This window comes from Burkholderia sp. ABCPW 111, assembly GCF_000773065.1.
Classification (GTDB): domain Bacteria; phylum Pseudomonadota; class Gammaproteobacteria; order Burkholderiales; family Burkholderiaceae; genus Burkholderia; species Burkholderia savannae.
In genome coordinates, this window is record NZ_JPWT01000078.1 from 26,052 (window position 1) to 51,839 (window position 25,788).

At 66.7% G+C, this 25,788-nt stretch carries 25 protein-coding genes, 3 tRNA genes and 1 pseudogene; 23 read left to right on the top strand and 6 right to left on the bottom strand.

Going from position 1 to position 25,788, the window contains the following annotated elements; all coding sequences use genetic code 11:
* The first annotated feature begins 37 nt into the window (after positions 1-37).
* The 17 genes from fabG to nagZ all read left to right on the top strand — a co-directional run bounded on the left by fabG (position 38) and on the right by nagZ (position 15,965).
* Positions 38-787, top strand: a complete 750-nt coding sequence (gene fabG / locus X946_RS18185) for a 3-oxoacyl-ACP reductase FabG (protein WP_038750318.1) — start codon at positions 38-40, stop codon at positions 785-787.
* Positions 788-931: 144 nt separating this feature from the next.
* Entirely contained in the window at positions 932-1,171 is a 240-nt protein-coding gene (acpP, locus tag X946_RS18190; RefSeq protein ID WP_004197638.1) for an acyl carrier protein, read from the top strand.
* A 156-nt stretch (positions 1,172-1,327) separates the two neighbouring features.
* Entirely contained in the window at positions 1,328-2,566 is a 1,239-nt protein-coding gene (gene fabF / locus X946_RS18195; protein WP_038750320.1) for a beta-ketoacyl-ACP synthase II, read from the top strand.
* An 11-nt stretch (positions 2,567-2,577) separates the two neighbouring features.
* Positions 2,578-3,051: a hypothetical protein gene (locus X946_RS18200; protein WP_038750322.1), complete on the top strand. Its 474-nt coding sequence runs from the start codon at positions 2,578-2,580 to the stop codon at positions 3,049-3,051.
* 102 nt (positions 3,052-3,153) lie between these two features.
* Positions 3,154-3,753, top strand: coding sequence for an RNA polymerase sigma factor RpoE (gene rpoE / locus X946_RS18205; RefSeq protein WP_038750323.1), 600 nt, complete (start codon positions 3,154-3,156; stop codon positions 3,751-3,753).
* 81 nt (positions 3,754-3,834) lie between these two features.
* Positions 3,835-4,434 (top strand): sigma-E factor negative regulatory protein, encoded by a 600-nt coding sequence (locus tag X946_RS18210; RefSeq protein ID WP_038750325.1) that lies wholly within the window; start codon positions 3,835-3,837, stop codon positions 4,432-4,434.
* 5 nt (positions 4,435-4,439) lie between these two features.
* On the top strand, positions 4,440-5,495 hold the full coding sequence (locus tag X946_RS18215; RefSeq protein WP_038750327.1) for a MucB/RseB C-terminal domain-containing protein: 1,056 nt from the start codon (positions 4,440-4,442) through the stop codon (positions 5,493-5,495).
* A gap of 16 nt (positions 5,496-5,511) precedes the next feature.
* Positions 5,512-7,020, top strand: a complete 1,509-nt coding sequence (locus X946_RS18220; protein ID WP_038750329.1) for a DegQ family serine endoprotease — start codon at positions 5,512-5,514, stop codon at positions 7,018-7,020.
* A complete protein-coding gene (locus tag X946_RS18225) occupies positions 7,017-7,271 on the top strand; it encodes a glutaredoxin family protein (protein WP_038750331.1) in 255 nt (84 codons plus the stop codon). The genes X946_RS18220 and X946_RS18225 overlap by 4 nt, the downstream gene beginning before the upstream one ends.
* Before the next feature lie 262 nt (positions 7,272-7,533).
* Entirely contained in the window at positions 7,534-9,327 is a 1,794-nt protein-coding gene (gene lepA / locus X946_RS18230; protein WP_038750333.1) for a translation elongation factor 4, read from the top strand.
* A gap of 16 nt (positions 9,328-9,343) precedes the next feature.
* Complete coding sequence (gene lepB / locus X946_RS18235) at positions 9,344-10,237, top strand: signal peptidase I (protein WP_038750336.1); 894 nt, start codon at positions 9,344-9,346, stop codon at positions 10,235-10,237.
* A gap of 151 nt (positions 10,238-10,388) precedes the next feature.
* Positions 10,389-11,870 carry a ribonuclease III gene (gene rnc, locus X946_RS18240; RefSeq protein WP_038750338.1) on the top strand — a complete coding sequence of 494 codons (1,482 nt, stop codon included), beginning with the start codon at positions 10,389-10,391 and terminating at the stop codon, positions 11,868-11,870.
* A gap of 69 nt (positions 11,871-11,939) precedes the next feature.
* On the top strand, positions 11,940-12,839 hold the full coding sequence (gene era, locus X946_RS18245; protein WP_038750341.1) for a GTPase Era: 900 nt from the start codon (positions 11,940-11,942) through the stop codon (positions 12,837-12,839).
* Positions 12,826-13,704: a DNA repair protein RecO gene (gene recO, locus X946_RS18250; RefSeq protein WP_038750342.1), complete on the top strand. Its 879-nt coding sequence runs from the start codon at positions 12,826-12,828 to the stop codon at positions 13,702-13,704. The genes era and recO overlap by 14 nt, the downstream gene beginning before the upstream one ends.
* Positions 13,701-14,474 (top strand): pyridoxine 5'-phosphate synthase, encoded by a 774-nt coding sequence (pdxJ, locus tag X946_RS18255; protein ID WP_038750344.1) that lies wholly within the window; start codon positions 13,701-13,703, stop codon positions 14,472-14,474. The genes recO and pdxJ overlap by 4 nt, the downstream gene beginning before the upstream one ends.
* Positions 14,475-14,479: 5 nt before the next feature.
* Positions 14,480-14,911, top strand: a complete 432-nt coding sequence (gene acpS / locus X946_RS18260; RefSeq protein WP_038750345.1) for a holo-ACP synthase — start codon at positions 14,480-14,482, stop codon at positions 14,909-14,911.
* A gap of 25 nt (positions 14,912-14,936) precedes the next feature.
* Positions 14,937-15,965: a beta-N-acetylhexosaminidase gene (nagZ, locus tag X946_RS18265; RefSeq protein ID WP_038750349.1), complete on the top strand. Its 1,029-nt coding sequence runs from the start codon at positions 14,937-14,939 to the stop codon at positions 15,963-15,965.
* A gap of 55 nt (positions 15,966-16,020) precedes the next feature.
* Here the strand turns inward: nagZ and X946_RS18270 are convergent, their stop codons facing one another.
* The 3 genes from X946_RS18270 to earP form a co-directional block, all read right to left on the bottom strand.
* Complete coding sequence (locus tag X946_RS18270; RefSeq protein WP_038750351.1) at positions 16,021-17,418, bottom strand: sigma-54-dependent transcriptional regulator; 1,398 nt, start codon at positions 17,416-17,418, stop codon at positions 16,021-16,023.
* A gap of 270 nt (positions 17,419-17,688) precedes the next feature.
* Positions 17,689-18,246 (bottom strand): elongation factor P, encoded by a 558-nt coding sequence (gene efp, locus X946_RS18275; RefSeq protein ID WP_038750354.1) that lies wholly within the window; start codon positions 18,244-18,246, stop codon positions 17,689-17,691.
* 184 nt (positions 18,247-18,430) lie between these two features.
* Entirely contained in the window at positions 18,431-19,651 is a 1,221-nt protein-coding gene (earP, locus tag X946_RS18280) for an elongation factor P maturation arginine rhamnosyltransferase EarP (RefSeq protein ID WP_038750356.1), read from the bottom strand.
* 213 nt (positions 19,652-19,864) lie between these two features.
* Between earP and uvrC the strand changes: the two genes are divergently transcribed.
* The 6 genes and pseudogenes from uvrC to X946_RS31610 all read left to right on the top strand — a co-directional run.
* Positions 19,865-22,228: an excinuclease ABC subunit UvrC gene (gene uvrC, locus X946_RS18285; protein ID WP_038750358.1), complete on the top strand. Its 2,364-nt coding sequence runs from the start codon at positions 19,865-19,867 to the stop codon at positions 22,226-22,228.
* Between the two features lie 113 nt (positions 22,229-22,341).
* Positions 22,342-22,935, top strand: a complete 594-nt coding sequence (pgsA, locus tag X946_RS18290) for a CDP-diacylglycerol--glycerol-3-phosphate 3-phosphatidyltransferase (protein ID WP_038750360.1) — start codon at positions 22,342-22,344, stop codon at positions 22,933-22,935.
* A 156-nt stretch (positions 22,936-23,091) separates the two neighbouring features.
* A tRNA-Gly gene (locus X946_RS18295) sits at positions 23,092-23,167 on the top strand.
* Positions 23,168-23,227: 60 nt separating this feature from the next.
* Positions 23,228-23,303 (top strand) — tRNA-Gly (locus tag X946_RS18300).
* Between the two features lie 115 nt (positions 23,304-23,418).
* Positions 23,419-23,492 (top strand) — tRNA-Cys (locus X946_RS18305).
* A 65-nt stretch (positions 23,493-23,557) separates the two neighbouring features.
* Positions 23,558-24,085, top strand: a pseudogene (locus X946_RS31610) (DNA adenine methylase); the annotation flags it as partial.
* A gap of 68 nt (positions 24,086-24,153) precedes the next feature.
* Here X946_RS31610 and X946_RS18315 read toward each other — a convergent pair.
* From X946_RS18315 to X946_RS36330, 3 genes are all read right to left on the bottom strand, one after another.
* Positions 24,154-24,867 (bottom strand): immunity 52 family protein, encoded by a 714-nt coding sequence (locus tag X946_RS18315; RefSeq protein WP_038750363.1) that lies wholly within the window; start codon positions 24,865-24,867, stop codon positions 24,154-24,156.
* 8 nt (positions 24,868-24,875) lie between these two features.
* The gene (locus X946_RS18320; RefSeq protein ID WP_235364039.1) at positions 24,876-25,469 is read right to left on the bottom strand and encodes a restriction endonuclease fold toxin 5 domain-containing protein; all 594 of its coding nucleotides are present in this window, start codon (positions 25,467-25,469) and stop codon (positions 24,876-24,878) included.
* A partial coding sequence (locus X946_RS36330) for a hypothetical protein (protein ID WP_038750368.1) occupies positions 25,354-25,788 on the bottom strand: 435 nt, incomplete at its 5' end. The genes X946_RS18320 and X946_RS36330, both read right to left, overlap by 116 nt.

The following is a 25,788-nucleotide window of genomic DNA, read 5'->3' on the forward strand; positions in this document are numbered from 1 at the left end:
CAAGCTTGCCGATTCAACCGAAACACGGAACCACTGCATGGACAAGACTCTCGACAAACAAGTCGCGATCGTGACCGGCGCGTCGCGCGGGATCGGCCGCGCGATCGCGCTCGAGCTCGCGCGCCGCGGCGCGACGGTGATCGGCACCGCGACGACCGAAGCGGGCGCCGAGGGCATTTCCGCCGCATTCAAGGAAGCCGGGCTCGAAGGCCGCGGCGCCGTGCTGAACGTCAACGATGCGGCGACGGTCGACGCGCTCGTCGAGTCGACGCTCAGCGAGTTCGGCGCGCTGAACGTGCTCGTCAACAACGCGGGCATCACGCAGGATCAGCTCGCGATGCGGATGAAGGACGAAGAGTGGGACGCCGTCATCGACACGAACCTGAAGGCGGTATTCCGTCTGTCGCGCGCGGTGCTGCGCCCGATGATGAAGGCGCGCGGCGGACGCATCGTCAACATCACGTCGGTGGTCGGCTCCGCGGGCAATCCGGGGCAGATCAACTACGCGGCCGCGAAGGCGGGCGTCGCGGGGATGACGCGCGCGCTCGCGCGCGAGATCGGCAGCCGCGGCATCACCGTGAATTGCGTCGCGCCGGGCTTCATCGACACCGACATGACGAAGGTGCTGCCGCAAGATCAGCAGGCCGCGCTGAAGACGCAAATTCCGCTCGGCCGCCTGGGCAGCCCGGAGGACATCGCGCATGCGGTCGCGTTCCTCGCATCGCCGCAGGCCGGCTACATCACGGGCACGACGCTGCACGTGAACGGCGGCATGTTCATGTCGTAACGGAATTCGTTTACCATCCGCGCCGTGCATGCGTGACAGCGCATCCGGCGCATGCTTGGCCGCAAAGCCGGCGCGCATTTTGGGCAGCACCAAACCTGCTAAAATGCGCGCACTTGTAAATCTGAACTTTCCCTCGGAGGGGTAATGGACAATATCGAACAACGCGTCAAGAAGATCGTCGCCGAACAACTGGGCGTCGCCGAAGCTGAAATCAAGAACGAAGCGTCGTTCGTGAACGACCTCGGCGCGGACTCGCTCGACACGGTCGAACTGGTCATGGCGCTCGAAGACGAGTTCGGCATGGAAATTCCGGATGAAGAGGCAGAGAAGATCACGACCGTTCAGCAAGCGATCGACTACGCTCGCGCGAACGTCAAGGCGTAACACGCACGCCGTCTGCAAGTTTTTGCACACGCTGCGCTGGATGCGCGATCGCGTCGGCGTCGTCGCCGGCCGAGCTAACAGCCACAGGGCTCGCAGGAGTGGTTCCTGTGGCCGCTGTGGCTTTTGTTTTTGTCATTCAATGGAAAAGAGGTTACCGTGAGCCGCCGTCGTGTTGTTGTTACAGGCCTTGGGCTGATTTCGCCTGTTGGCAATAATGTTGCCGACGGCTGGGCCAATCTCGTGGCCGGCAAGTCCGGCATCGTCAATATCACGAAGTTCGATGCGACGAACTTCTCGACCCGCTTCGCAGGCGAGGTGAAGGGCTTCAACGTCGAGGACTACATCCCGGCGAAGGAAGCGCGCCACATGGATACCTTCATCCATTACGGGATCGCGGCCGGCGTGCAGGCGATGCACGACAGCGGCTTCCAGGTCACCGACGAAAACGCGGAGCGCGTCGGCGTCGTGGTCGGCTCGGGCATCGGCGGGCTGCCGATGATCGAAGTCACGCAGACCGAGCTGCTCAATCGCGGCCCGCGCCGGATCTCGCCGTTCTTCGTGCCGGCGTCGATCATCAACATGATCTCCGGCCACCTGTCGATCAAGTTCGGCATCAAGGGCCCGAATCTCGCGATCGTCACCGCGTGCACGACCGGCCTGCACTGCATCGGCGAGGCCGCGCGCCTCATCGAATACGGCGACGCCGACGTGATGATCGCGGGCGGCGCGGAGTCGACCGTGTCGCCGCTCGGCATCGGCGGCTTCGCGGCGGCGCGCGCGCTGTCCCAGCGCAACGACGATCCGGCGACGGCGAGCCGTCCGTGGGACAAGGACCGCGACGGCTTCGTGCTCGGCGAGGGCGCGGGCGTGATGGTGCTCGAGGAGTACGAGCACGCGAAGGCGCGCGGCGCGAAGATCTACGCGGAAGTCGCGGGTTACGGGATGAGCGGCGACGCCTATCACATGACGGCTCCGCTCGAGGACGGCGACGGCGCGCGCCGCTGCATGCTGGCCGCGCTGCGCAACGCGGGCGTGAATGCCGATCAGGTGAATTATCTGAACGCGCACGGCACGTCGACGCCGCTCGGCGATCTGGCCGAGACCGTCGCGATCAAGCGCGCGTTCGGCGACCACGCGAAGGACATCGTCGTCAACTCGACCAAGTCGATGACGGGGCACTTGCTCGGCGGCGCCGGCGGGCTCGAATCGGTGTTCACGGTTCTCGCGGTCCACAATCAGGTGTCGCCGCCGACGATCAACATCTTCAACCAAGATCCCGAGTGCGATCTCGACTATTGCGCGAACGAAGCGCGCGAGATGAAGATCGACATCGCGCTGAAGAACTCGTTTGGCTTCGGCGGGACTAACGGCACGCTGGTTTTCAAGCGCGTCTGACGCGGGGTCGCTTGACGGAGCCGTTCCACGCCGCATCGGCAGGTGCGCAGCACGTCGTGCTGCGCGCGTCGGCGTGCTTGCGCGCCGCATGCGCGCTGTTCGTGCCGGTCGTCGGCGCGGCGGTGCATGCGGGCGCCGCGCCGCTCGTCGGCAACGGCGGGGCGGCGGCGCTCGCCGTGCTGGTCGCGGCGCTCGTCGCGCTGCGCGCACGGGCCGCCTGCGAGCGGCGCCAGCCGGCCGCGTTGCGGATCGATGCCGGTGCGGGCGTGCTCGCGGCGTTCGATCGCGGCGGGCGGCTGCTCGCGCGCGGTCGGATCGCCGGTTGCACGCAATGGAGCGATCTGCTCGTCGTGCTGACGGTGCAAGGCCGCGGCCGGCGCGCAACGCCGCTCGTGATCCCGGTGGACGCGGTCGACGCGCCCGTGTTCCGCGCGCTCTGCGTGCTCGGCCGGCGCGCCGCGCGCGGGACGCTCGCGGCGGCATGAACGCGGCCGGGACCGTTCCCTGGCTCAAACGCGCATGAGCGCCTCGAGCGGGAACGTTACAATAGCGCTCCGCGTTGCTTCCCTCGTTTACGGATTTGTCAGGTGAGTGAAAAAGAAATCGATCAGGTACTGGTCGAGCGCGTACAGAATGGCGACAAGGCGGCGTTCGAACTCCTGGTCTCCAAATACCACCGCAAGATCATCCGGTTGATCTCGCGCCTCGTGCGAGATCCCGCGGAGGTCGAGGACGTGGCCCAGGACGCGTTCATCAAGGCCTATCGCGCGTTGCCGCAGTTTCGCGGCGAGTCGGCGTTCTACACGTGGTTGTACCGGATTGCCGTCAATACGGCGAAGAACTACCTTGCGACCCAGGGGCGCCGGGCGCCCACGTCCACCGACGCGGATGCCGAAGAGGCTGAAACTTTCTCCGATGCGGACCAACTAAGGGATATCAACACGCCTGAGTCGATGTTGATGAGCAAGCAGATCGCCCAAACGGTCAACGCCGCGATGGCGCTGTTGCCGGAAGAGCTGCGAACGGCCATCACGCTGCGCGAAATCGAAGGTCTGAGCTACGAAGAGATCGCGGAGATGATGGGATGCCCGATCGGCACCGTTCGCTCGCGGATCTTTCGCGCCCGCGAGGCGATCGCTGCAAAATTGCGGCCGCTGCTCGATACGCCGGAAGGCAAGCGCTGGTGAGTGCCTGAGGCGAATCGAAGCGGCTTGGGGTCTAGTTACGGAGTCGTGTGTTACGACGGGGTGTGCAAGATGGGGAGCATCATGGGGTCGGTCTCTACGCAGTCGCATACGTGTTCGCAACGCGAGCGCGTGTCCGCTCTGGTCGACGGCGAAGCGCCTGAGGGCCTTTCGCTGAAACAGATTCTCGCAGGGCTGGGCGACGCCGAGCGCGCGACATGGGCACAGTATCACGTGATCGGCGACGCGCTTCGGTCCGACGAGCTCACGCTCGAGCCGGCCGAAAGCGGCGCATTCATGGCCCGCTTCTCGGCGAGCCTCGTGGCCGAGCCGCACCTGCTCGCGCCCGCCGCCGCGCCCGTCGCGCGCCGGCTGCTGGGGCTGCGGCGCCGGGTCGTGCCCGCGTTCGCGGTGGCGGCCGCCGCGGCGACGCTGACGTGGATCGTCGTGCCGCAGATGCAGCGCGTCGGTGCGCCGGGTGCTGTCCAGGTTGCGTCGGTGAGCCCCGCGCAGCAAGGCCTGCAACGCGTGTCGGCCGCTCAGCCCGCGCTGCAGGACGCGAACATCATTCGCGATGCGAGCCTCGATCAATATCTCGAAGCGCATCAACAGTTCGCGCAGCAGCCCGTCGTGACGGGTTCGATGCCGGTCATTCGCACAGCCGTCACCACGCAAGGCCAATAAATTCGATGCGGACGTTGCAGTTGAATCAAGCCATCCTCGGTTGGAGGCGGCTGCCGGCGCTGTTGCTGTGCGCGGCCGCGCTGTTGTCCGTCCAATCCGCCGCCTTCGCTCAGCAGCCCGACAATCCCGTGGCCACCCGGCGCTCGGCCGCCGAGTGGCTCGATCGCATCCAGCAGGCCGCGCAGCAGCAGAACTACGAAGGCACGTTCGTGTATCAGCGCGGCGCGTACGTGCAGTCGTCCCGGATCGTCCATTTCGCGTCGAAGGGCGACGGCGAATTCGAGCAGGTCGAAAGCCTCGACGGCAAGCCGCGCAAGCTGCTGCGCCACAACGACGATCTCTACACGTTCGTGCCCGAGCGGCGGCTTTGCGTCGTCGAGCGCCGCCAGAACAAGGATTCGTTCCCCGCGCTGCTGGGTGCGGGCGGCGAGCAGGTGCTGTCCGTCTACGAGCCGAAGGCGCTCGGGCGCGACCGCGTCGCGGGCCTCGACGCGCAGGTCGTCGAACTCGTGCCGAAGGACGCGTACCGCTTCGCGTACAAGCTGTGGACCGACGCGAAGACGGGGCTTCTGCTGCGTTCGCAGACGCTCGATGCCGACGATCACGTGCTCGAGCAGATCGCGTTTTCGCAGCTGCAGCTCGGCGCCGCGGCGCCGAACCAGAAGACTGCGATCGCGGCCGGCATGCGCAATCTCGGCGGCTGGACCGTCGTGCGGCCGCCGGTGGCGCCCATCGACATCGAGGCGCAGGGCTGGCAGATCGCGCCGACGGTCGCGGGCTTCCGCAAGATCCGCGAGGTGCGCCGCCCGATGGCCGCGCGCGACGCGAGCGATCCGCCGATTCCGGTCGATCAGGCCGTGTTCACCGACGGTCTCGCGACCATTTCGGTCTTTATCGAGCCTGCCGAAAAGAACAGCCGCAAGGAAGGGGCGGGCAGCACCGGCGCGACGCACGTGCTCGTCAAGCGCCGCGGCGATTTCTGGATCACCGTTCTCGGCGAAGCGCCTCCCGCGACGTTGCAGCAGTTCGCGTCTGCCATAGAATACAAGGCTTCCAAGTAACCTTCCGGTTTCCGACATGATGAATCCCTCGCTGCGCACCAGGCTCGTCGCCGCAGCGGTGGCGGCCTTGGCGCCGCTTGCCGCGCACTCGGCGACGGCGGCTCCGAATGTCACGGCCGCGCCCGCCGCCACGGGCACGGCGCCCGCGCCGCGCGCGGCTTTGCCCGATTTCGCGGACCTCGTCGAGAAAGTCGGCCCGGCGGTCGTCAACATCCGGACGACGGCCAGCGTGCCGGCCGATACGCGCGGCGCGCTGCCGCCCGGCCTCGACAACGGCGACATGTCGGAATTCTTCCGCCGCTTCTTCGGCATCCCGCTGCCGCAGCCGCCGGGCGGGCAGAAGAACGCGCCGAGCACGCCCGACGCGCCCGACACCGAGCAGAACCGCGGCGTCGGCTCGGGCTTCGTCCTGTCGCCTGACGGCTACGTGATGACGAATGCGCACGTCGTCGACGACGCGGACACGATCTACGTGACGCTCACCGACAAGCGCGAATTCAAGGCAAAGCTCATCGGCGTCGACGAGCGCACGGACGTCGCGATCGTGAAGATCAGCGCAACGAACCTGCCGACCGTCGCGATCGGCGATTCGAACCGCGTGCGCGTCGGCGAATGGGTCGTCGCGATCGGCTCGCCGTTCGGCCTCGACAACACGGTCACGGCCGGCATCGTCAGCGCGAAGGGCCGCAACACCGGCGACTACCTGCCGTTCATCCAGACCGACGTCGCCGTCAACCCCGGTAATTCGGGCGGCCCGCTCATCAACATGCAGGGCGAGGTGATCGGCATCAACTCGCAGATTTACAGCCGCACGGGCGGCTTCATGGGCATCTCGTTCGCGATTCCGATCGACGAGGCGATGCGCGTCGCCGAGCAGCTGAAGGCGTCGGGCAAGGTCACGCGCGGCCGAATCGCGGTCGCGATCGGCGAGGTGACGAAGGAAGTCGCCGATTCGATCGGCCTGCCGAAGGCGGAAGGCGCGCTCGTGAGCAGCGTCGAGCCGGGCGGCCCGGCCGACAAGGCCGGCCTGCAGCCGGGCGACATCATCCTGAAGTTCAACGGCCGCCCGGTGGACACGGCGTCGGATCTGCCGCGCATGGTCGGCGACACGAAGCCGGGCGCGAAGGCGACGGTGACGGTGTGGCGCAAGGGGCAGTCGCGCGATTTGCCGATCACGATCGCCGAATTCCCGACCGACAAGGGCGCGAAGACCGAGAGCCGCCAGGCGCCGCAGCAGAAGCCGCGCAGCAATGCGCTCGGTCTGACGGTCAGCGACCTGTCGCCCGAGCAACTGAAGACGCTCAAGCTGCGCAACGGCGTGCAGATCGATGCGGTCGACGGCCCGGCCGCGCGCGCGGGCCTGCAGCGCGGCGACATCGTGCTGCGCGTCGGCGACGTCGACATCACGAGCGCGAAGCAGTTCGTCGACGTGGCCTCGAAGCTCGATCCGCAGCGCGCGGTCGCGGTGCTCGTGCGGCGCGGCGACAACACGCAGTTCATCCCGATCCGGCCGCGTCAGAAGTGAGCGCCGCCGCGCGATTCACGCTGTACGGCCGAGGCTGGTGCCATTTGTGCGACGACATGCGCGACGCGCTCGCGCCTGTCGCGGCCGAATGCTCGGCGAGCGTCGACTACGTCGACATCGACGCGGAGCCGGCGCTCGTCGCGCGCTACGACGAGGACGTGCCGGTGCTGCTGCTCGACGGCGTCGAGGTGTGCCGGCACCGCTTCGACGAGGCGCGGGTCAGGGAGGCGCTCGCGCGGCGCGGGGCGTGACGCGCGGCGCCGGCGTCGAAGGCGGGCGCCTAAAAGAACGTATGGGGAGAGTGGGTGCGGCCGCACCGTAGCGGCATGCGCCGCGCGGCCAGCAGCGCCCGCCGAACGATCGCGCCGCGCGCCGCTGGCCAGGGGCGCGCGCCCGAGGTCCAAAATGCCGCCCCTAGCGGGCCTTTTCGGCTAAAATAGGCCGTTTTTTCACCGACTTACAAGGCGTGCTCCGCGGTCGTCGAGCGCGCCTTTTTCGCTTGATCGGCACTGAATGGATCATATTCGCAACTTCTCGATCATCGCGCACATCGACCACGGCAAGTCGACGCTCGCGGATCGCATCATCCAGCTTTGCGGCGGCCTGTCCGACCGCGAAATGGAAGCGCAGGTGCTCGACTCGATGGATCTCGAGCGCGAGCGCGGCATCACGATCAAGGCGCAGACCGCCGCGCTCACCTATCGCGCGCGCGACGGCAAGGTCTACAACCTGAACCTCATCGACACGCCGGGGCACGTCGACTTCTCGTACGAAGTGAGCCGCTCGCTGTCCGCGTGCGAGGGCGCGCTCCTCGTCGTCGACGCGAGCCAGGGCGTCGAGGCGCAGACCGTCGCGAACTGCTACACGGCGATCGAGCTCGGCGTCGAAGTGGTGCCCGTGCTCAACAAGATCGATCTGCCGGCGGCCAATCCGGAGAACGCGATCGCCGAAATCGAGGACGTGATCGGCATCGACGCGACGGACGCCGTGCGTTGCAGCGCGAAGACGGGCTTGGGCGTCGAGGACGTGCTCGAGTCGCTGATCGCGAAGGTGCCGCCGCCGAAGGGCGACCCCGACGCGCCGCTGCAGGCGCTCATCATCGATTCGTGGTTCGACAACTACGTCGGCGTCGTGATGCTCGTGCGGATCGTCAACGGCACGCTGCGCCCGAAGGAAAAGATCAAGCTGATGGCCACCGACGCGCAGTACGCGGTCGAGCACGTCGGCGTGTTCACGCCGAAGTCGCGCAACCTCGAATCGCTGTCGGCGGGGCAGGTGGGCTTCATCATCTCCGGCATCAAGGAGCTGACGGCGGCGAAGGTCGGCGATACGGTCACGCACGCGACGAAGTCCGCGCCCGAGCCGCTGCCGGGTTTCAAGGAAGTGAAGCCGCAGGTGTTCGCGGGCCTTTATCCCGTCGAGGCGAACCAGTACGACGCGCTGCGCGAGTCGCTCGAGAAGCTGAAGCTGAACGACGCGTCGTTGCAATACGAGCCGGAAGTGTCGCAGGCGCTCGGCTTCGGTTTCCGCTGCGGCTTTCTCGGCCTCTTGCACATGGAAATCGTCCAGGAGCGGCTCGAGCGCGAGTTCGACATGGACCTCATCACGACCGCGCCGACGGTCGTCTACGAGGTCGTGCAGAGCGACGGCGCGACGATCATGGTCGAGAATCCGGCGAAGATGCCGGAGCCCGCGCGGATCGCCGAGATCCGCGAGCCGATCGTGACGGTCAACCTGTACATGCCGCAGGACTACGTCGGCTCGGTGATCACGCTGTGCGAGCAGAAGCGCGGCATGCAGATCAACATGCAGTATCACGGGCGGCAGGTGCAGCTCACGTACGAAATCCCGATGGCGGAGATCGTGCTCGATTTCTTCGATCGGCTGAAGTCGGTGTCGCGCGGCTACGCGTCGATGGATTACGAGTTCAAGGAATACCGGACGTCGGACGTCGTGAAGGTCGACATGCTGATCAACGGCGACAAGGTCGACGCCCTCTCGATCATCGTCCACCGTTCGCAGTCGCAGTATCGCGGCCGCGAAGTCGCCGCTAAGATGCGCGAGATCATTCCGCGCCAGATGTACGACGTCGCGATCCAGGCGGCGATCGGCGCGCACATCATCGCGCGCGAGAACATCAAGGCGCTGCGCAAGAACGTGCTGGCGAAGTGCTACGGCGGCGACATCACGCGCAAGAAGAAACTGCTCGAGAAGCAGAAAGAAGGCAAGAAACGAATGAAGCAGGTGGGTTCGGTCGAGATCCCGCAGGAGGCGTTCCTGGCGATCTTGCGAGTCGAAGACAAATAAACAGGACTGATCCTCTATGAATTTTGCGTTGATCCTTTTCGTGCTCGTCGTCGTGACGGGCATTGCATGGGTGCTGGACAAGCTGGTTTTCCTGCCGCAACGGAAGAAGGCGGCAGACGCGGCGGTCGCCGAGTTCGACCGCCAGCAGGAGCGGATCGGCGAGCGCTTCGCCGACGAGAACGCGCCGCAAACGCGCGCGCGGCTGCGCGACGAGAAGCTGCGCCAGCCGTGGTGGCTCGAGTACACGGCGAGCTTCTTCCCGGTGATTCTCGTCGTGTTCGTCGTGCGCTCCTTCATCGTCGAGCCGTTCAAGATTCCGTCGGGCTCGATGGTGCCGACGCTCCTCGTCGGCGATTTCATCCTCGTCAACAAGTTCGACTACGGCCTGCGCCTGCCGATCACGAATCAGAAGATCACCGAGGGCCGCCCGCTGCAGCGCGGCGACGTCGTCGTGTTCCGCTATCCGAAGGACGAATCGGTCGACTACATCAAGCGCGCGATCGGCCTGCCGGGCGACACGGTCGCGTACCAGGACAAGAAGCTGACGATCAACGGCCAGCCCGTGCCCGAGGCGCCGCTGCCCGACTACTTCGACGAAGAGCGGATGAACTACGCGAAGCAGTTCGAGGAAACGATCGGCGCGCGCAAGAACGCGATCCTCAATAATCCGGCGGTGCCGCCGTTCGTAATGGGCGCGGACGATTATCCGTATCGAGACAACTGCCAGTACGACAGCCGCGGCGTCGTCTGCAAGGTGCCGCCCGGCCATTACTTCATGATGGGCGACAACCGCGACAACAGCGCGGACAGTCGTTACTGGGGCTTCGTGCCGGACAAGAACATCGTCGGCCGCGCCTTCTTCATCTGGATGAACTTCAGCGAACTGAAACGCGTCGGCTCGTTCAACTGAGCTGTGCGTCGATGTTGCGACACGCCGCGCGAGGGCTGCGCGGCGTGTTGCCGAACGACTTTAAGAACCGGCGGCAACACCGCCTCGCCACGCCTTTTCGCGCCAGGTCGCGTTTGCCGACCGAAGCGGCGCCCGCGTTATACTCCTGTCCATGGCCCTATCCCAGTTGGAAAGCCGGCTGCGCTATGAATTTCGCAATGCGGAATTGTTGCGCCAGGCTTTGACCCATCGCAGTCACAGTGCCACGCATAACGAACGGCTCGAGTTTCTTGGCGACTCCGTTCTGAATTGCGCGGTGGCCGCCCTTTTGTTCCAGCGTTTCGGCAAGCTGGACGAGGGCGACTTGTCGCGCGTGCGGGCGAACCTCGTCAAGCAGCAGTCGCTCTACGAAATCGCTCAGGCCCTCAATATCTCGGACGGCCTGCGGCTCGGCGAGGGCGAGCTGCGCAGCGGCGGGTTCCGAAGACCGTCGATCCTCGCGGACGCGTTCGAAGCCATCATCGGGGCGGTGTTTCTCGATGGCGGCTTCGAAGCCGCCCAAGGGGTCATCAAGCGCCTGTACGTGCCGATTCTCGATCACATCGATCCGCGCACGCTCGGCAAGGACGCGAAGACGCTGCTGCAGGAGTATCTGCAGGGCCACAAGATCGCGTTGCCGACCTACACCGTCGTCGCGACGCATGGTGCGGCGCACAATCAGCAATTCGAAGTCGAATGCACGGTGCCGAAGCTGGACGTGAAGGTGTCCGGCTCGGGCGCGAGCCGCCGCGCGGCCGAGCAGGCCGCCGCGAAGAAGGCGCTCGACGAGGTGATGGCGGCCGCGCCGATGCTCGCCGCGAAGCCGAAGCGCTCGAAGAGCGCGCGCGGCGCGAAGCACGTGGAGCCGGAGATCGTGCCGGGCGTGAAGGGCGTGCAGGAGGCGCTCGACCTGCGCTCGCCGGATCGCAAGGAGCGTGGCGTGAATCACGCGGCGGGCGTCGATCCGAAGGCTGCCGACGCGAAGGCGGTTGACGTGAGGGCCGCGCTCGAAGCCGTGCCGATCGACGCGAAGGCGGCTGAGCCGAAGCACGCCGACCCGAAGATCGCGGAGTTCCGAGCCGACGATCCGAAGGCGGCCGACGCGAAAGCCTCGGCCGACGCGAAGCCCGTCGAGGCGAAATCCGCCGACGCGAAGGCGGGCGCGCAGGCTCATGCGGCGGCGTCGTTCGCTGCGCCCGCGCAGGCCGACGATGCGTCCGTGCGTTCGCACGCCGCCACGCCCGTCGCGGTGATCCGCGCGGCGCACGTCGAACATGGTGTCGACAAGGCCGAGCCGCGCGCGGCGAAGCCGGCGGACAAGCCTGCTTCGGCGGCCGACAAGTTGCCGGAGAAGCCGGCGGAGAAGGCGACGGAACCCGTGTCCGACAAGGGGCTCGACAAAGGACACGACAAGGGGCTCGAGAAGCCGCATGACAAGCCGTCCGATCATGCCCCGGAAAAAGCGTCCGACAAGACGGCCGAGAAAACCGACGCCGCCGCGCGCGGCGCCGCGGGGGCGTCCGACCGTCCGCCGCGCGCCCGCGATGCGTCGCCGTCCGCCGCCGAGCCCGATCTGGCCGCCGCGCCCGTGCGCGTCGCCGATGCAGGTCATTGACATCGTCCCAATCGACATTGCGGTCGCGCACGGTCGCGCGGCCGCTTCCGAACCCAGCAGCAACCTGATATGAACGCACCCGCTCCCACCGGTTTCCGTTGCGGCATGATCGCGATCGTCGGTCGTCCGAACGTCGGCAAATCCACGCTGATGAACGCGCTCGTCGGCCAGAAGATCAGCATCACGTCGCGCAAGGCGCAGACGACCCGCCACCGGATCACCGGCATCCGCACGCTCGACGACGCGCAGTACATCTTCGTCGACACGCCCGGCTTCCAGACGCGCCACAGCACCGCGCTCAACCGGTCGCTGAACCGCGCGGTGACGTCGACGCTGACATCGGTCGACGCGATCCTGTTCGTGATCGAGGCGGGCCGCTTCGGCCCCGACGACCAGAAGGTGCTCGACCTGATTCCGCCCGGCACGCCGACGCTGCTCGTCGCGAACAAGCTCGACCGCGTGTCGGACAAGGACACGCTGTACCCGTTCTTCCAGAAGATGGGCGAGCTGCGCGAGTTCGCGGAGATCGTGCCGCTGTCGGCGAAGCATTCGGAGGACATCCAGCGGCTGATGAACACGATCAAGCCGTACTTGCCGCAGGGCGACGCGATCTACGGCGAAGACGATCTGACCGATCGCAGCTCGCGCTTTCTCGCGGCCGAGATCCTGCGCGAAAAGGTGTTTCGCTGGACGGGCGACGAGCTGCCGTACACGAGCACCGTCGTCATCGACAAGTTCGAGGAGGAGGGGCGGCTCACGCGCGTGTTCGCGACGATCCTCGTCGAGCGCGACTCGCACAAGGCGATGGTGATCGGCAAGAAGGGCGCGAAGCTCAAGCAGATCAGCACCGAGGCGCGACAGGACATGGAGAAGCTGTTCGACGGCCCCGTCTATCTCGAAACCTTCGTCAAGGTGAGGAGCGGCTGGGCCGACAACGAAGCGGGGCTGCGCGCCTATGGGTACGAATGACGGGACGTCCGATGTCGGGATGACCGACGAGGCCGACGCCGACCCGCAACCTTCGATCGCGCCGTCTACGCAGCCCGCGCTGTCTGCACCGCCCGCGCCGGGCGCCGAGAAGCCGGCGCGCAAGCCGCGCCGCGCCGCCGCGCGCACATCCGAATTCCGGATCGCGGAGCAGCCGGGGTTCGTGCTGCACGGCTATCCGTATCGCGAGACGAGCCTCGTCGTCGACGTGCTGACGCGCGATCACGGCCGCATCGCGCTCGTCGCGAAGGGCGCGAAACGCCCGCATTCGGCGCTGCGCGGCGTGCTGCAGACGTTCCAGCCGCTGTCGTTGTCGTGGACCGGCAAGTCCGAGCTGCGCACGCTGACGGGCGCCGAATGGGTGGGCGGCATGCTGCCGCTCGCGGGCGACGCGCTCCTGTGCGGCTTCTACGTGAACGAGCTGCTCGTCAAGTTCTGCGCGCGCGAGGACCCGCACCCGCCGCTCTTCAAGCACTATCTCGTCACGCTCACGCGCCTCGCGCACGGCGAGCCGCCCGTGCAGGTGCTGCGCTCGTTCGAGCGCGTGCTGTTGCGCGAGACGGGCTATGCGATGTCGCTCAAGCGCACGGTCGCGCGGCGCGCGGTCGAGCCCGACAAGCTCTATGTGTTCGATCCGGAGCGCGGCGTGCGCGACGCGGGCGGCGACGTACCGTCGCACTGGCCGGTGATCGCCGGCCAGACGTTGCTCGACATGGAAGAGGACGATTACCATCGGGCGCAGACCGTCGCGCAAAGCAAGACGCTGATGCGCTTCCTGCTCAACACCTATCTGGGCGGCACGCCGCTCGCCACGCGTCAGATCCTGATCGACCTGCAAAACCTATGAGCTTTTTCCTGACATCGCCCACCGCCATCGAACTGGGCGTCAATATCGACCACGTCGCGACGCTGCGCAACGCGCGCGGCACAGCGTATCCGGACCCCGTGCGCGCGGCGCTCGCCGCCGAGGACGCGGGCGCCGACGCGATTACGCTGCATTTGCGCGAAGACCGCCGGCACATCGTCGACGCGGACGTGCGCACGCTGCGTCCGTTGCTGAAAACGCGGATGAATCTCGAATGCGCGGTGACGGCGGAGATGCTCGACATCGCGTGCGAGATCGGTCCGCACGACGCGTGCCTCGTGCCGGAGAAGCGCTCGGAGCTGACGACGGAAGGCGGCCTCGACGTTGCCGGCCATTTCGACGCGGTGCGCGCCGCATGCAGGCAGCTCGCGGACGCCGGCGTGCGCGTGTCGCTCTTCATCGATCCGGACGACGCGCAGATCCGCGCCGCGCACGAGACGGGCGCGCCCGTGATCGAGCTGCACACGGGCCGCTACGCGGATGCGCACGGCGAAGCCGAGCAGCGGCGCGAGTTCGAGCGGATCGCGGCGGGCGTCGACGCGGGCATCGCGCTCGGGCTCAAGGTGAACGCGGGGCACGGGCTGCACTATACGAACGTGCAGGCGATCGCCGCGCTGCCCGGCATCGCCGAGCTGAACATCGGCCACGCGATCGTCGCGCACGCGGTGTTCGTCGGCTGGGACAACGCGGTGCGCGAGATGAAGGCGATCATGGTCGCGGCGCGCGTCGCCGCGCTGCACGGCGGCCGCTGATACGCATGGCGATCTACGGCATCGGCACCGATCTCGTCCAGGTGAGCCGCATCGCCGCCGTGCTCGCGCGCACGGACGGCCGCTTCGCGGAGAAGGTGCTCGGCCCCGACGAGCTGCGCGTGTTCCGCACGCGGCGCGCGCGCTCGGAGGCGCGCGGCATCGCGTTCCTCGCGACGCGCTTTTCGGCGAAGGAAGCGTTCTCGAAGGCGATCGGCCTCGGCATGCACTGGCCGATGACGTGGCGCGTGCTGCAAACGCTCAACCGGCCGAGCGGCGAGCCGTACGTCGTCGCGTCGGGCGAGCTCGCCGCATGGCTCGATGCGCGCCGCATCACCGCGCGCGTGACGGTGAGCGACGAGCGCGATTACGCGGTGACGTTCGTCGTCGCCGAGGCGCCCGACGACGTCGCCGCCGCGCGCTCGGCCGCCGCTTCCTGATTCCTTCTCCGCAAGGGCTGATTCGATGAAACTGACTCCCGGCCCGGTGATGCTCGACGTCGCCGGCACGACGCTCACGCGCGACGACGCGCGCCGTCTCGCACATCCGCAGACGGGCGGCGTGATCCTGTTCGCGCGCCACTTCGAGAGCCGCGCGCAGCTCGTCGCGCTCACCGACGCGATCCGCGCGATTCGCGACGACATCCTGATCGCGGTCGACCACGAAGGCGGCCGCGTGCAGCGCTTTCGCACCGACGGCTTCACGGTGCTGCCCGCGATGCGCCGGCTCGGCGAGCTGTGGGACAAGGACGTGCTGCACGCGACGAAGGCGGCGACCGCGGCCGGCTACGTGCTCGCGTCCGAGCTGCGCGCGTGCGGCGTCGACATGAGCTTCACGCCCGTGCTCGATCTCGATTACGGCCGCTCGAAGGTGATCGGCGATCGCGCGTTCCATCGCGATCCGCGCGTCGTCGCGCTGCTCGCGAAGAGCTTGAACCACGGGCTCGCGCTCGCCGGGATGGCGAACTGCGGCAAGCATTTTCCCGGTCACGGTTTCGCGCGAGCCGATTCGCACGTCGCGCTGCCGACCGACGACCGTCCGCTCGACGAGATCCTCGCGAACGACGCCGCGCCGTACGACTGGCTCGGGCTGTCGCTTTCGGCGGTCATTCCGGCGCACGTGATCTACACGCAAGTCGATGCGAGGCCGGCGGGCTTCTCGCGCGTGTGGCTGCAAGACGTGTTGCGCGGCCGGCTGGGCTTTCCGGGCGCGGTGTTCAGCGACGATCTGTCGATGGAGGCGGCGCGCGAAGGCGGCACGCTCGCGCAGGCGGCGCAGGCCGCGCTCGACGCGGGCTGCGACATGGTGCTGATCTGCAATCAGCCGGATGCGGCGGAGCGGGTGCTCGACGCGCTGCGCGCGACGACGTCGCGCGAATCGCTGCGGCGAATCAAGCAGATGCGGCCGCGCGGCAAGGCGCTCAAATGGAACAAGCTGATGCGCGAGCCGCGCTATCTGCGCGCGCAGGCGCTCCTGCGCAGTACGTTCGCCTGATGCGAAACGGGCGAGGGCGGCGCGCGGCCGCCCTCGCGTCGACGTCGATCGGGCGTCAGCCGATCTTCATGCGTTGCAGCTTGTTGTAGAGCGTCTTCGGGCTGATGCCGAGGAGCGTCGCCGCGCGGTGGCGCGTGCCGCCGACCGCGTCGAGCGTCGCGCGGATCAGCAGGTCTTCGACGTCGGCGAGCGGCGTGCCGACGCGCACCTGCACGCTGCTGCCGTTCAGCGCCGCGCCGGGCTGTGGATACGCGTCGCCCGCGCGCAGCGTTTCGATGAAGTCGCCCGACTGGTCGTATGCGAGCCGCACGCGCTCCAGCAGCTCGCGCACGTTGCCGGGCCAGTCGTAAGCGAGACATTCGCGGATGAAGCCCGGCGCGGCGCGCTTGTCGGTGATGTTCAGGCCCGCGGCGCGCGCGTCGCGGTTCAGGTCGTCGACGAACGCTTCCGCGATTTCGATCACGTCGTTGTCGCGCTCGCGCAGCGGCGGCAGGCCGATCGACGCGGCGTCGAGGCGCAGCCACAGATCCTCGCGCAGCGTGCCGTTCGCGACCGCCTCGCGGGCCGGGCGGCGCGTCGTCGCGATCAGCCGGAAGTCGCTCGCGATCTCGATCGTGCCGCCGACGCGCATGAAGTTCTGCGAATCGAGCGCGCGCAGCAGCGCCTCCTGCAGCGAAAGCGGCAACGCGGTGATTTCCTCGAGAAACAGCGTGCCGCCGCTCGCCTGCTCGAAGACGCCCGGGTCGCGCCGCTCGACGCCCGTGTACGCGCCGCGCTCGCGGCCGAGCAGCATGCTCTCGACCGCGCGGCCGTTGGTTTCGATGTTGCGCGGCGACTGAACGGCGGCGCGGCAGTCGAACGCGACGAACGGGCCCTTGCGGCGGCGGCTCAGGTCGTGCAGCGTGCGCGCGGCCGCCTCCTTGCCCGTGCCGGGCTCGCCCCACAGCAGCACCGCGGTTTCGGTCCGCGCGTTGTGCTCGATCATGTCGTAGACGTGCTGGATCGCGTCGCTGCGCCCGACGAGCGAGCCGAAGCGGCCGAGGCGGCGCAGCGTCGCGCGCAGCGCCTGCACTTCCTCGATCAGCTCGTACGGGCGGGGAATCCGCGCGAGCAGGCTGCGCAGCCGCGGGATGTTGACGGGCTTCAGCAGGTAATCCCAGACGCCGTGCCGCAGCCCTTCGATCGCGCTCTCGACGGTCGCGTTGCCCGTCAGCACGATCACCGGCAGCGAGCCGTTCGGCTGCTGCTGCGGCAGGTTCTGCAACAGATCGAAGCCGCTGCCGTCGGGCAGGTTCAGGTCGACGAGCACGACGTCGGGAATCGAGCGGGCGAGTGCGCCGCGCGCCTCGGCGAGCGACGTCGCCGTATCGACCGAGAATCCGTCCGCCGCGAGCAGCGCGGTCAGGCCGGACAAGCTATTGGGATCGTCTTCGACAATCAGGGCGTGTGGCATGGTGTGCGCGAGTTGAAAGACCGATCCGTCGGCCGGACCGGCGTACAGCCCCCATTTCGGGATGAGAAATGAATTTTATGCCCCATCGCGCACTTGGCGTACGGTATTTGTTATTGACTATAAAACAGTTACGGATGATACAAATTGAATCCCGTCACGGTTTCTGCAAAGCATTGTTTATGATGTGGCGCCTTTATGCAATAAGCGGCGCCGAATAAACAAAAAGCGCCCCGAAGGGCGCTTTGTTCGACCTGATCGCGCAAACGGCGCTTATGCGCGGCTGCGGTATTCGTTCGTGCGCGTGTCGATTTCGATCTTGTCGCCGGTATTGCAGAAGAGCGGCACCTGCAGCTCGAAGCCCGTCGAGAGTTTCGCGTTCTTGAGCACCTTGCCCGACGACGTGTCGCCCTTGACGGCCGGCTCCGTGTACGTGATCTCGCGAACGAGGATCGTCGGCAGTTCGACCGAGATCGCCTTTTCGTTGTAGAACACGACTTCGCACGTCATGCCGTCTTCGAGGTAGTTGAGCGCGTCGCCCATCATTTCCGCTTCGACTTCGTACTGGTTGTAGTCGGCGTCCATGAACACGTACATCGGGTCCGCGAAGTACGAGTACGTCACTTCCTTGCGGTCGAGCACGACGATGTCGAATTTGTCGTCCGCCTTGTAGACCGATTCCTGGCCCGCGTTCGTCAGCAGATTCTTCAGCTTCATCTTGACGACGGCGGCGTTGCGGCCCGATTTGTTGTATTCCGTCTTCGACACGACCCAAGCGTCGTTGCCGACCATCACGACGTTGCCTACGCGGAGTTCCTGTGCGGTTTTCATAACTAAAACTATCCTGAACGAGAGAAATTGCCTGAGCGTTGCTCAACGGCCAACGGCGCAAGCGGGCTCGATCCGGCAGCCGAGCGGCCGCGTCTGTGATCGGTCGCGGCCGGACGGCCCCCTTTATCCTGGCGCGTCGCGCCGATAACGGACGCGCTTGCGTGGTCAGCCATTGGATAACCGCTTATTTTAACTGAGTTTTTGCAAAATTCGCCAGATTTCCGGCGAGGCCGCCGACGGCCGCGAGTTCGTCCGCCCAGCTTGCCGCGCGCGCGGCGAGCGCCGCGCGGTGCCGCCAGAAATCGGCCCAGTCGGGCGCGCCCGCGCCGTTCCATGCGTGCCAGAAGCGCTCGGTGGCCGCGCGCGTTGCGTGATCGACGCGCGCGTTGAAGTGCGCGAGCGCCGCGTCGAGCTTCGGCAGATGCGCGGCGTCGGCCTGCGGGTAGATCTGCCAGACGAACGGCCGGCGCGCCCATTGCGCGCGGACGAACGAATCCTCGCCGCGCACGAAGTTCACGTCGCTCGCCCACAGCAGCAGGTCGTAGTCGGGCTGCGCGACGAACGCGAGCCCGTGCGCGGCGACGCTGCCGCGCGCCGCGTGCGCGCCGGCGCCGAACGAGCCGACCCCGAAAAAGCGCGCGATGCTCGCGGAGATCCGGCCCTCCGGCACGAGCAGCGCGATCGGCTCGCCGCCGTCGCGCCATTGCTCGAGGAGCGCGTCGAGCGCCGGGTTTTCGTATGCGAAGAGCGACACGACGGTCGCGTCCGGGCCGGGCATCGGCGCGCGTGCGACGCTTTGCCACCACGCGCGGCGCGCGTCGCCGCTCGCTTCGAACGCGGCGCGGCGCGCGTCGAGGTCGCGCTCCTTCAGCACGCCGCCCGTGCCGGGGCCGAGGCCGGGGAAGAAGAAGGTTTTCGTGAGCGGGTAGCGCGGGTGCGGCGACGGCCGCAGATGGAAGTCGCAGACCCAGTCCTCGGCGCTCAGGTATTCGAGATTGATCCACACGGGCGGCCGCGCGCGGCGCGCCATCGCGGCGACGTACGCGCCCGGCAGCTCGCATGCGAACGCTTCGATCACGACGTCGGCGATCTCGAGCGTGTCGCCGGCGTGCGCGGGCGCGCGCCAGTGCTCGACGACGATGCCGTCGACGGTCTGGCGCGCGGCGTCGGGCCTGGCGGCCGGCTGAAGGCGCGCGAACGTCGCGAGGTCGTCGACGAAGATCCGCACCTGCCAGCCGTGCTCGGCCGCGAGCTGGCGCGCGAGACGCCAGCACACGCCGATGTCGCCGAAGTTGTCGACGACCGCGCAGAAGATGTCGCATGCGATCGCGCTTGCGGCGGCGTCCGTGGGGCGAATGTCGGCGAGGGCGGAGGCGGGGGGCGTGAGGGGAGCGGACGACGTCATCTGATCTGTGCCAAGCGAAGCGAGTGGGGCGCCGACCGGCCGATCGGCGCGCAAGCCGGCACGCAAACCGACAGGCAAACCGGCGAACCGGCAAGCCGAACGCCGAGCGGGCGCGTGCCGCGGCGAGCCGGCCGCGATCGCGCGCGGCGAATGCTCTAAACTGGCGATTCTAAATGACCTTGTTCGCGCGCGCCGCTCGCGCCCGCATTGAGCATGACATCCCCCGACGCACCCGAATCCCGTTTCGAACCCAAGCCGATCCTCGCCCAATTGCCGCATCTGCCGGGCGTCTACCGTTATTACGACGTGCAGGACGCGGTGCTGTACGTCGGCAAGGCGCGCGACCTGAAAAAGCGCGTGTCGAGCTACTTCACGAAGACGCAGCTCTCGCCGCGGATCGCGATGATGGTCACGCGCATCGCGCGTATCGAGACTACCGTCACGCGCTCGGAGGCCGAGGCGCTGCTGCTCGAGAACAACCTGATCAAGGCGCTCGCGCCGCGCTACAACATCCTGTTTCGCGACGACAAGTCGTACCCGTACCTGAAGCTCACGGGGCACGAGTTTCCGCGGATGGCGTACTACCGAGGCGCGGTCGACAAGAAGAACCAGTACTTCGGGCCGTTTCCGAGCGCGTGGGCGGTGCGCGAGAGCATCCAGATCCTGCAGCGCGTGTTCCAGCTGCGCACCTGCGAGGACTCGGTGTTCAACAACCGCACGCGTCCTTGCCTGCTGCACCAGATCGGCCGCTGCTCGGCGCCGTGCGTCGGCGCGATCGGCGAAGAGGACTACGCGCGCGACGTCGACAACGCGTCGCGCTTCCTGCTCGGCCGGCAAAACGAGGTGATGGGCGAGCTGGAGCGGAAGATGCATGCGTTCGCGGCCGAGCTGAAGTTCGAGCAGGCGGCGGCCGTGCGCAACCAGATGAGCTCGCTCGCGAAGGTGCTGCATCAGCAGGCGATCGACGTCGGCGGCGACAGCGACGTCGACATTCTCGCCGTCGTCGCGCAAGGCGGCCGCGTGTGCGTGAATCTGGCGATGGTGCGCGGCGGCCGGCATCTCGGCGACAAGGCGTACTTCCCGACGCACGTCGAAAGCGCGCTCGCGCTTGCCGGCGATCCGGGCGCGCAAGCGGGCGACGAGGCGGGCGACGACGTGGGTGACGAGGCGGGTGCCGGAGCGGATGCGCAGGCGCGGCTCGCCGGCGATGCGGCAACGGACGCGGCGGATGCGGCGGATGCGGCGGGCGCGAGCGAGAACGGCGGCGCGGCACGCCATGTCGAGGCGAGCGCGCAAGCGTGTGCCGACGAAAGCGTCGAACGAAGCGCCGACGCGATGGCCGAAGCGATCACCGAAGCGTCGCGGGCAGCCGCAATTGCCGAAGCCGGCGAAGCCGCGCAAGCAACTGAAGCAACTGAAGTAACCGAAGCAACCGAAGCAACCGAAGCAACCGAAGCAACCGAAGCAACCGAAGCAACCGAAGCAGCCGAAGCAACCGAAGCAGCCGCGCCGTCCGACATCGGCGACGACGCCGCGCCGCAGGAGGCCGACGCCGCGCCGCTCGAAACCGAAGTGCTCGAAGCGTTCGTCGCGCAGCACTATCTCGGCAATCGCGTGCCGCCGATTCTCGTCGCGAGCCACGCGATCGCGAATCGCGAGCTGATCGATCTGCTCGTCGAGCAGGCGGGGCACAAGGTGTCGGTCGTGCGGCAGCCGCAGGGCCAGAAGCGCGCGTGGCTCGCGATGGCCGAGCAGAACGCGCGCCTCGCGCTCGCGCGGCTGTTGTCCGAGCAGGGCTCGCAGCAGGCGCGCACGCGCGCGCTCGCCGGCGTGCTCGGCTACGAGAGCGACGATCTCGCGCCGCTGCGGATCGAGTGCTTCGACATCAGCCACACGATGGGCGAGGCGACGCAGGCGTCGTGCGTCGTCTATCACCATCACAAGATGCAGTCGTCCGAGTACCGCCGCTACAACATCACGGGGATCACGCCCGGCGACGACTACGCCGCGATGCGCCAGGTGCTCACGCGCCGCTACGAGAAGATGGTCGAGGAAGCGGCCGCCGAGGCGTCGGCGGACGAGGCGGCCGGCATCGACGGCAACGCGGTGCACGCGGCCGCGTCGGCCGGCCGGTTGCCGAACATCGTGCTGATCGACGGCGGCCGCGGCCAGGTCGAGATCGCGCGCCAGGTGTTCTCCGAGCTCGGGCTCGACATCGCGATGCTCGTCGGCGTCGCGAAGGGCGAGGGGCGCAAGGTCGGGCTCGAGACGCTGATCTTCGCCGACGGCCGCGCGCCGCTCGAGCTCGGCAAGGAGAGCGCGGCGCTGATGCTCGTCGCGCAGATCCGCGACGAGGCGCACCGGTTCGCGATCACCGGCATGCGCGCGAAGCGCGCGAAGACGCGCCAGACGTCGAGGCTCGAGGAGCTCGAAGGCGTCGGCGCGAAGCGTCGGCAGCGGCTGCTCGCGCGCTTCGGCGGCTTGCGCGGCGTGGTCGCGGCGAGCGTCGACGAGCTCGCGAGCGTCGAAGGCATCTCGCGCGCGCTCGCCGAGCAGATCTACCGGCAACTGCACTGAGGGCGGGCCGCGCCGGCCGGCGAGCCAGGCGGCGCGGCCCGCGCCGGGCGCGTTGCTTGTGGCGGCGCGGGTGACGCGGCACAATGGCAAATCCTTCAACCGTGTCGCGTGCCATGCCGTTCAACTTCCCGATTTTCCTGACGTGGGTGCGAATCGTGCTGATTCCGCTCGTCGTCGGCGTGTTCTATCTGCCGGATACGGTGCTGAGCGCCGACCACCGCAATCTGGCCGCGGCGGCGATCTTCATCCTGGCCGCGCTGACCGACTGGTTCGACGGCTATCTCGCGCGCAAGTGGAACCAGACGTCGGCGTTCGGCGCGTTTCTCGATCCCGTCGCCGACAAGCTGATGGTGACGGCGGCGCTCCTCGTGCTCGTGCAGCTCGCGCGCCTCGACGCGGCGATCGCGCTCGTGATCGTCGGCCGCGAGATCGCGATCTCGGCGCTGCGCGAATGGATGGCGCACATCGGCGCGTCGAAGAGCGTCGCGGTGAATTCGCTCGGCAAATTCAAGACCGCGTGCCAGATGATTGCGATTCCGATGCTGCTGTACTACGGCCGGCTGCCGTTCGGCGGCGGCATCGCGATCGACACGCGCGTGTGGGGCGAGTGGCTCATCTATCTCGCGGCCGTGCTGACGATCTGGTCGATGCTCTACTACATGAAGCTGGCGTGGCCGCAGATTCGCGAACGCGGGGGCGCCGCATAAGCATTCGGCGCGCATGCCCGATTGCGCGTCAACGAGCGCGAGGATGCGGTCGAAGAAAAAGGGCGCGAAAAACGCTTGACACATAATTCGAGTTTCACCATAATCTCGTTTCTCCACTGAACGGTGCCTGGCGCAGTGCGGTGGATGAAGTAAAACGCGGGAGTAGCTCAGTTGGTAGAGCGCAACCTTGCCAAGGTTGAGGTCGCGAGTTCGAGACTCGTCTCCCGCTCCAGGTTTGAAAGCAGCGTTTTGCTTGGCGTGTTGTTCGGCAAAGCATGCAGTGCAGGACGATGCGGGAGTAGCTCAGTTGGTAGAGCGCAACCTTGCCAAGGTTGAGGTCGCGAGTTCGAGACTCGTCTCCCGCTCCAGAACAAGGGGAAGCCGAGCTTCCCTTTTTGTTTGATGGGCCCGATGGCCTTCAATCAAAAAACTGTCGATCGTTGCAGGCCAACTGGTTTTCGCGATGTTCGGCAGACCGCTTACGGCGCGATAGCAAAGCGGTTATGCAGCGGCCTGCAAAGCCGTGTAGGCCGGTTCGACTCCGGCTCGCGCCTCCAGAAAAAGCCCCGTTGATCGGGGCTTTTCTTTTTTCCGCGCCGCTCAAATTTCCGCGCCGCTCAATTGGGCACCAGCGAGCGGGCAGGTATGCGAATGGCTCAGGCATACGGTCCCGGGCGTCTTCATCGATATCCGGCGCACGGCGCGCATCGGCCGCCTTCGGGAACATGGCTTCGGCGGCAAGCTGGAAGGGGAGCCGTTCGGAACGGCGACGACTGCGTTGCGGCGGCTGGTTCTGCCGCGCATTGAGGAAGCGCTGTCGGCTGCGCAAATTCGCCTTGCGAATGCCTACATTGAGCGGCTCGAATGGGCGGTGACGTGCATAGATCGATGCGATCGGCCGCACGCGTTGTTCTGCCTCGGCCCGCCATATTTCGAGACGGAAGGGTACGGCGTACCGTTTCCGTTCGCGCAGTACGAGAAGATGGCCGATCGATTGCGGTCGATCGTGGGCCGCGCGATCGTCAGCCTCAATGCCCACCCGGAGATCCGGTGTGTGTTTGCCGGCTCCTGCATCGAGAGCGTGCCGATTCAATACACGGTGAGCGGTGGAAAGGGCGTCGATCGCCGCGAACGGATCATTCTCGGTTGAGGCGATTCAGCGGAGCCGGCCGGGTTGTTTTGTTGATTGCAGCCGGCGCGGTAATCGCGCCGGCTGGCTCAGATATCGACGTAGGCGGGGAGCAGGTCTTGATCGACGAGCCGGATCTCGATGCGGTTCGCGATCGCCACGTGCTCGGGATTGTCGACTGAGAACGGGGCGTCGGTGACGCTGACGATGATCGTGCCGGTCTGTTTGCCTTTGGCGGGTACGGGAATCAGCGCTCGGGCCTCGGGAACCTGCTGTTGCGTAATGACCTTCGGCAAGTAGAGCATCCAGCCGACGCCGGGCTTGTCGTCGAAAACCTGCATTACAGCGTACTCGTCGAAACTCACCTCGACGAGTGCTGGGCTGAATACAGCGACCATTGTCGATACGATTCCGGAAATGGCCGCGTAGGCGCTCCACCGTTCACCCTCGATGCGAAGGGTCAATGTGTCAGGGAGGGATTTATCCCCGACGTGGCACGATATGGACGCGCCGTCGTCGCTAGTAAGATTGCCATCCCACATCGCTACGTAGGTGAAGTCTTTGCTGTTGCGAAACTCCTCGCGAAGTACGGCGAGCGCCGCTGGCGTGGCGATGCCGGCAGCGTCATAGACGTGGTACCTAGTTGCGTCTTCCTGGCTGTCTCCTTTGAGCATCCAGTTCTCATATCGTAAAGAGTCATCGTGCGCCTTCAGCGCGTCGATGATCTTCGATACCCGCGCCAAGATTTCAGGAAAATCGAATGCAGTGAGCGACGAATCGCGGAAACTGGCGGTGATGTTCATGGAGGTTCTCAGGGCTGAACGACGGAGGTAATACCCGACCGTCTCAATATAATGAGCATGCGTTGGTGGGCGAGCGGTGTTTGGAAGTACCACATCAATCGCGCTGGAGGGTTGGCCCGCACGGCTGCGCCCTGTCGTACGGCAGTGGCTTCCATCGAGTCGAATCCTTTGAAAAATTTGTCGGCCTTCGGGATCGAACCATCGAGGAACTGATCGTAATTGCCCTTGGTTTCCTGTAGCAAGCACTCGCCGGGCTGGAAGCCGTCGAAGTCGATGCCGAGCCAATTCCACTCATCGCTCCAGCGACATTCCTTAGTGTCGAACGCAAAGCCAGTAATGCGTGCCTGATATCGGTACGCATTCCAGTTGACACCATGATTGCGGCGAATTTTCGCTCCACCCTCGGGCGGGCATTTCTTGCAGCTTTCGCCGGTGCGCGGCAAAGCCCGTACATCCGGCGTCGCCTTGCTGTCTTCCTCCGGCGTGTCACCCGACAGGCTCGCCGTTCCCGCCACCGTCACCCCGCCCAACAAGGCGACGCCAGCGCGCGCCAAGATCGGTCCAAGCTCCACCGCCGCCGCTTCTATCACCGGAAACACCAATCCCGCCATGTTCCAGCCCTCCGTCCGGATGTTCGATGCGCCATTTGATGACGCGTAGATAATCATGAAAGCGCTCGTCGGCGGAGCGGCCGGGGCGCGTGAGCCAAGCCTTCGTCGCGGGCTTTTCGTAGAAGCTCGGCGCGTACGCCTCGAGCCTCAGGAACGCGACGATGTTCTCGTCCTGCTCGATGCCGAATGTGCGCGCGGCGCGATATGCGGCCCAGAGCCGGGACGACAAGCCGCCGTCATCGGCAAACGCCGGATTCTCCTTCACGAGATCCTGCCGAACGCGTTCGACGAAGCCGCGCTCGTCGATCTC

Bases quoted from the DNA above. Each gene is read 5' to 3' on its own strand.
- fabG (WP_038750318.1), top strand. From the start codon at position 38: ATGGACAAGACTCTCGACAAACAAGTCGCGATCGTGACCGGCGCGTCG.
- acpP (WP_004197638.1), top strand. From the start codon at position 932: ATGGACAATATCGAACAACGCGTCAAGAAGATCGTCGCCGAACAACTG.
- X946_RS18210 (WP_038750325.1), top strand. From the start codon at position 3,835: ATGGGGTCGGTCTCTACGCAGTCGCATACGTGTTCGCAACGCGAGCGC.
- X946_RS18215 (WP_038750327.1), top strand. From the start codon at position 4,440: ATGCGGACGTTGCAGTTGAATCAAGCCATCCTCGGTTGGAGGCGGCTG.
- X946_RS18220 (WP_038750329.1), top strand. From the start codon at position 5,512: ATGATGAATCCCTCGCTGCGCACCAGGCTCGTCGCCGCAGCGGTGGCG.
- lepA (WP_038750333.1), top strand. From the start codon at position 7,534: ATGGATCATATTCGCAACTTCTCGATCATCGCGCACATCGACCACGGC.
- lepB (WP_038750336.1), top strand. From the start codon at position 9,344: ATGAATTTTGCGTTGATCCTTTTCGTGCTCGTCGTCGTGACGGGCATT.
- rnc (WP_038750338.1), top strand. From the start codon at position 10,389: ATGGCCCTATCCCAGTTGGAAAGCCGGCTGCGCTATGAATTTCGCAAT.
- era (WP_038750341.1), top strand. From the start codon at position 11,940: ATGAACGCACCCGCTCCCACCGGTTTCCGTTGCGGCATGATCGCGATC.
- recO (WP_038750342.1), top strand. From the start codon at position 12,826: ATGGGTACGAATGACGGGACGTCCGATGTCGGGATGACCGACGAGGCC.
- pdxJ (WP_038750344.1), top strand. From the start codon at position 13,701: ATGAGCTTTTTCCTGACATCGCCCACCGCCATCGAACTGGGCGTCAAT.
- acpS (WP_038750345.1), top strand. From the start codon at position 14,480: ATGGCGATCTACGGCATCGGCACCGATCTCGTCCAGGTGAGCCGCATC.
- nagZ (WP_038750349.1), top strand. From the start codon at position 14,937: ATGAAACTGACTCCCGGCCCGGTGATGCTCGACGTCGCCGGCACGACG.
- X946_RS18270 (WP_038750351.1), bottom strand. From the start codon at position 17,418: ATGCCACACGCCCTGATTGTCGAAGACGATCCCAATAGCTTGTCCGGC.
- efp (WP_038750354.1), bottom strand. From the start codon at position 18,246: ATGAAAACCGCACAGGAACTCCGCGTAGGCAACGTCGTGATGGTCGGC.
- earP (WP_038750356.1), bottom strand. From the start codon at position 19,651: ATGACGTCGTCCGCTCCCCTCACGCCCCCCGCCTCCGCCCTCGCCGAC.
- uvrC (WP_038750358.1), top strand. From the start codon at position 19,865: ATGACATCCCCCGACGCACCCGAATCCCGTTTCGAACCCAAGCCGATC.
- pgsA (WP_038750360.1), top strand. From the start codon at position 22,342: ATGCCGTTCAACTTCCCGATTTTCCTGACGTGGGTGCGAATCGTGCTG.
- X946_RS18315 (WP_038750363.1), bottom strand. From the start codon at position 24,867: ATGAACATCACCGCCAGTTTCCGCGATTCGTCGCTCACTGCATTCGAT.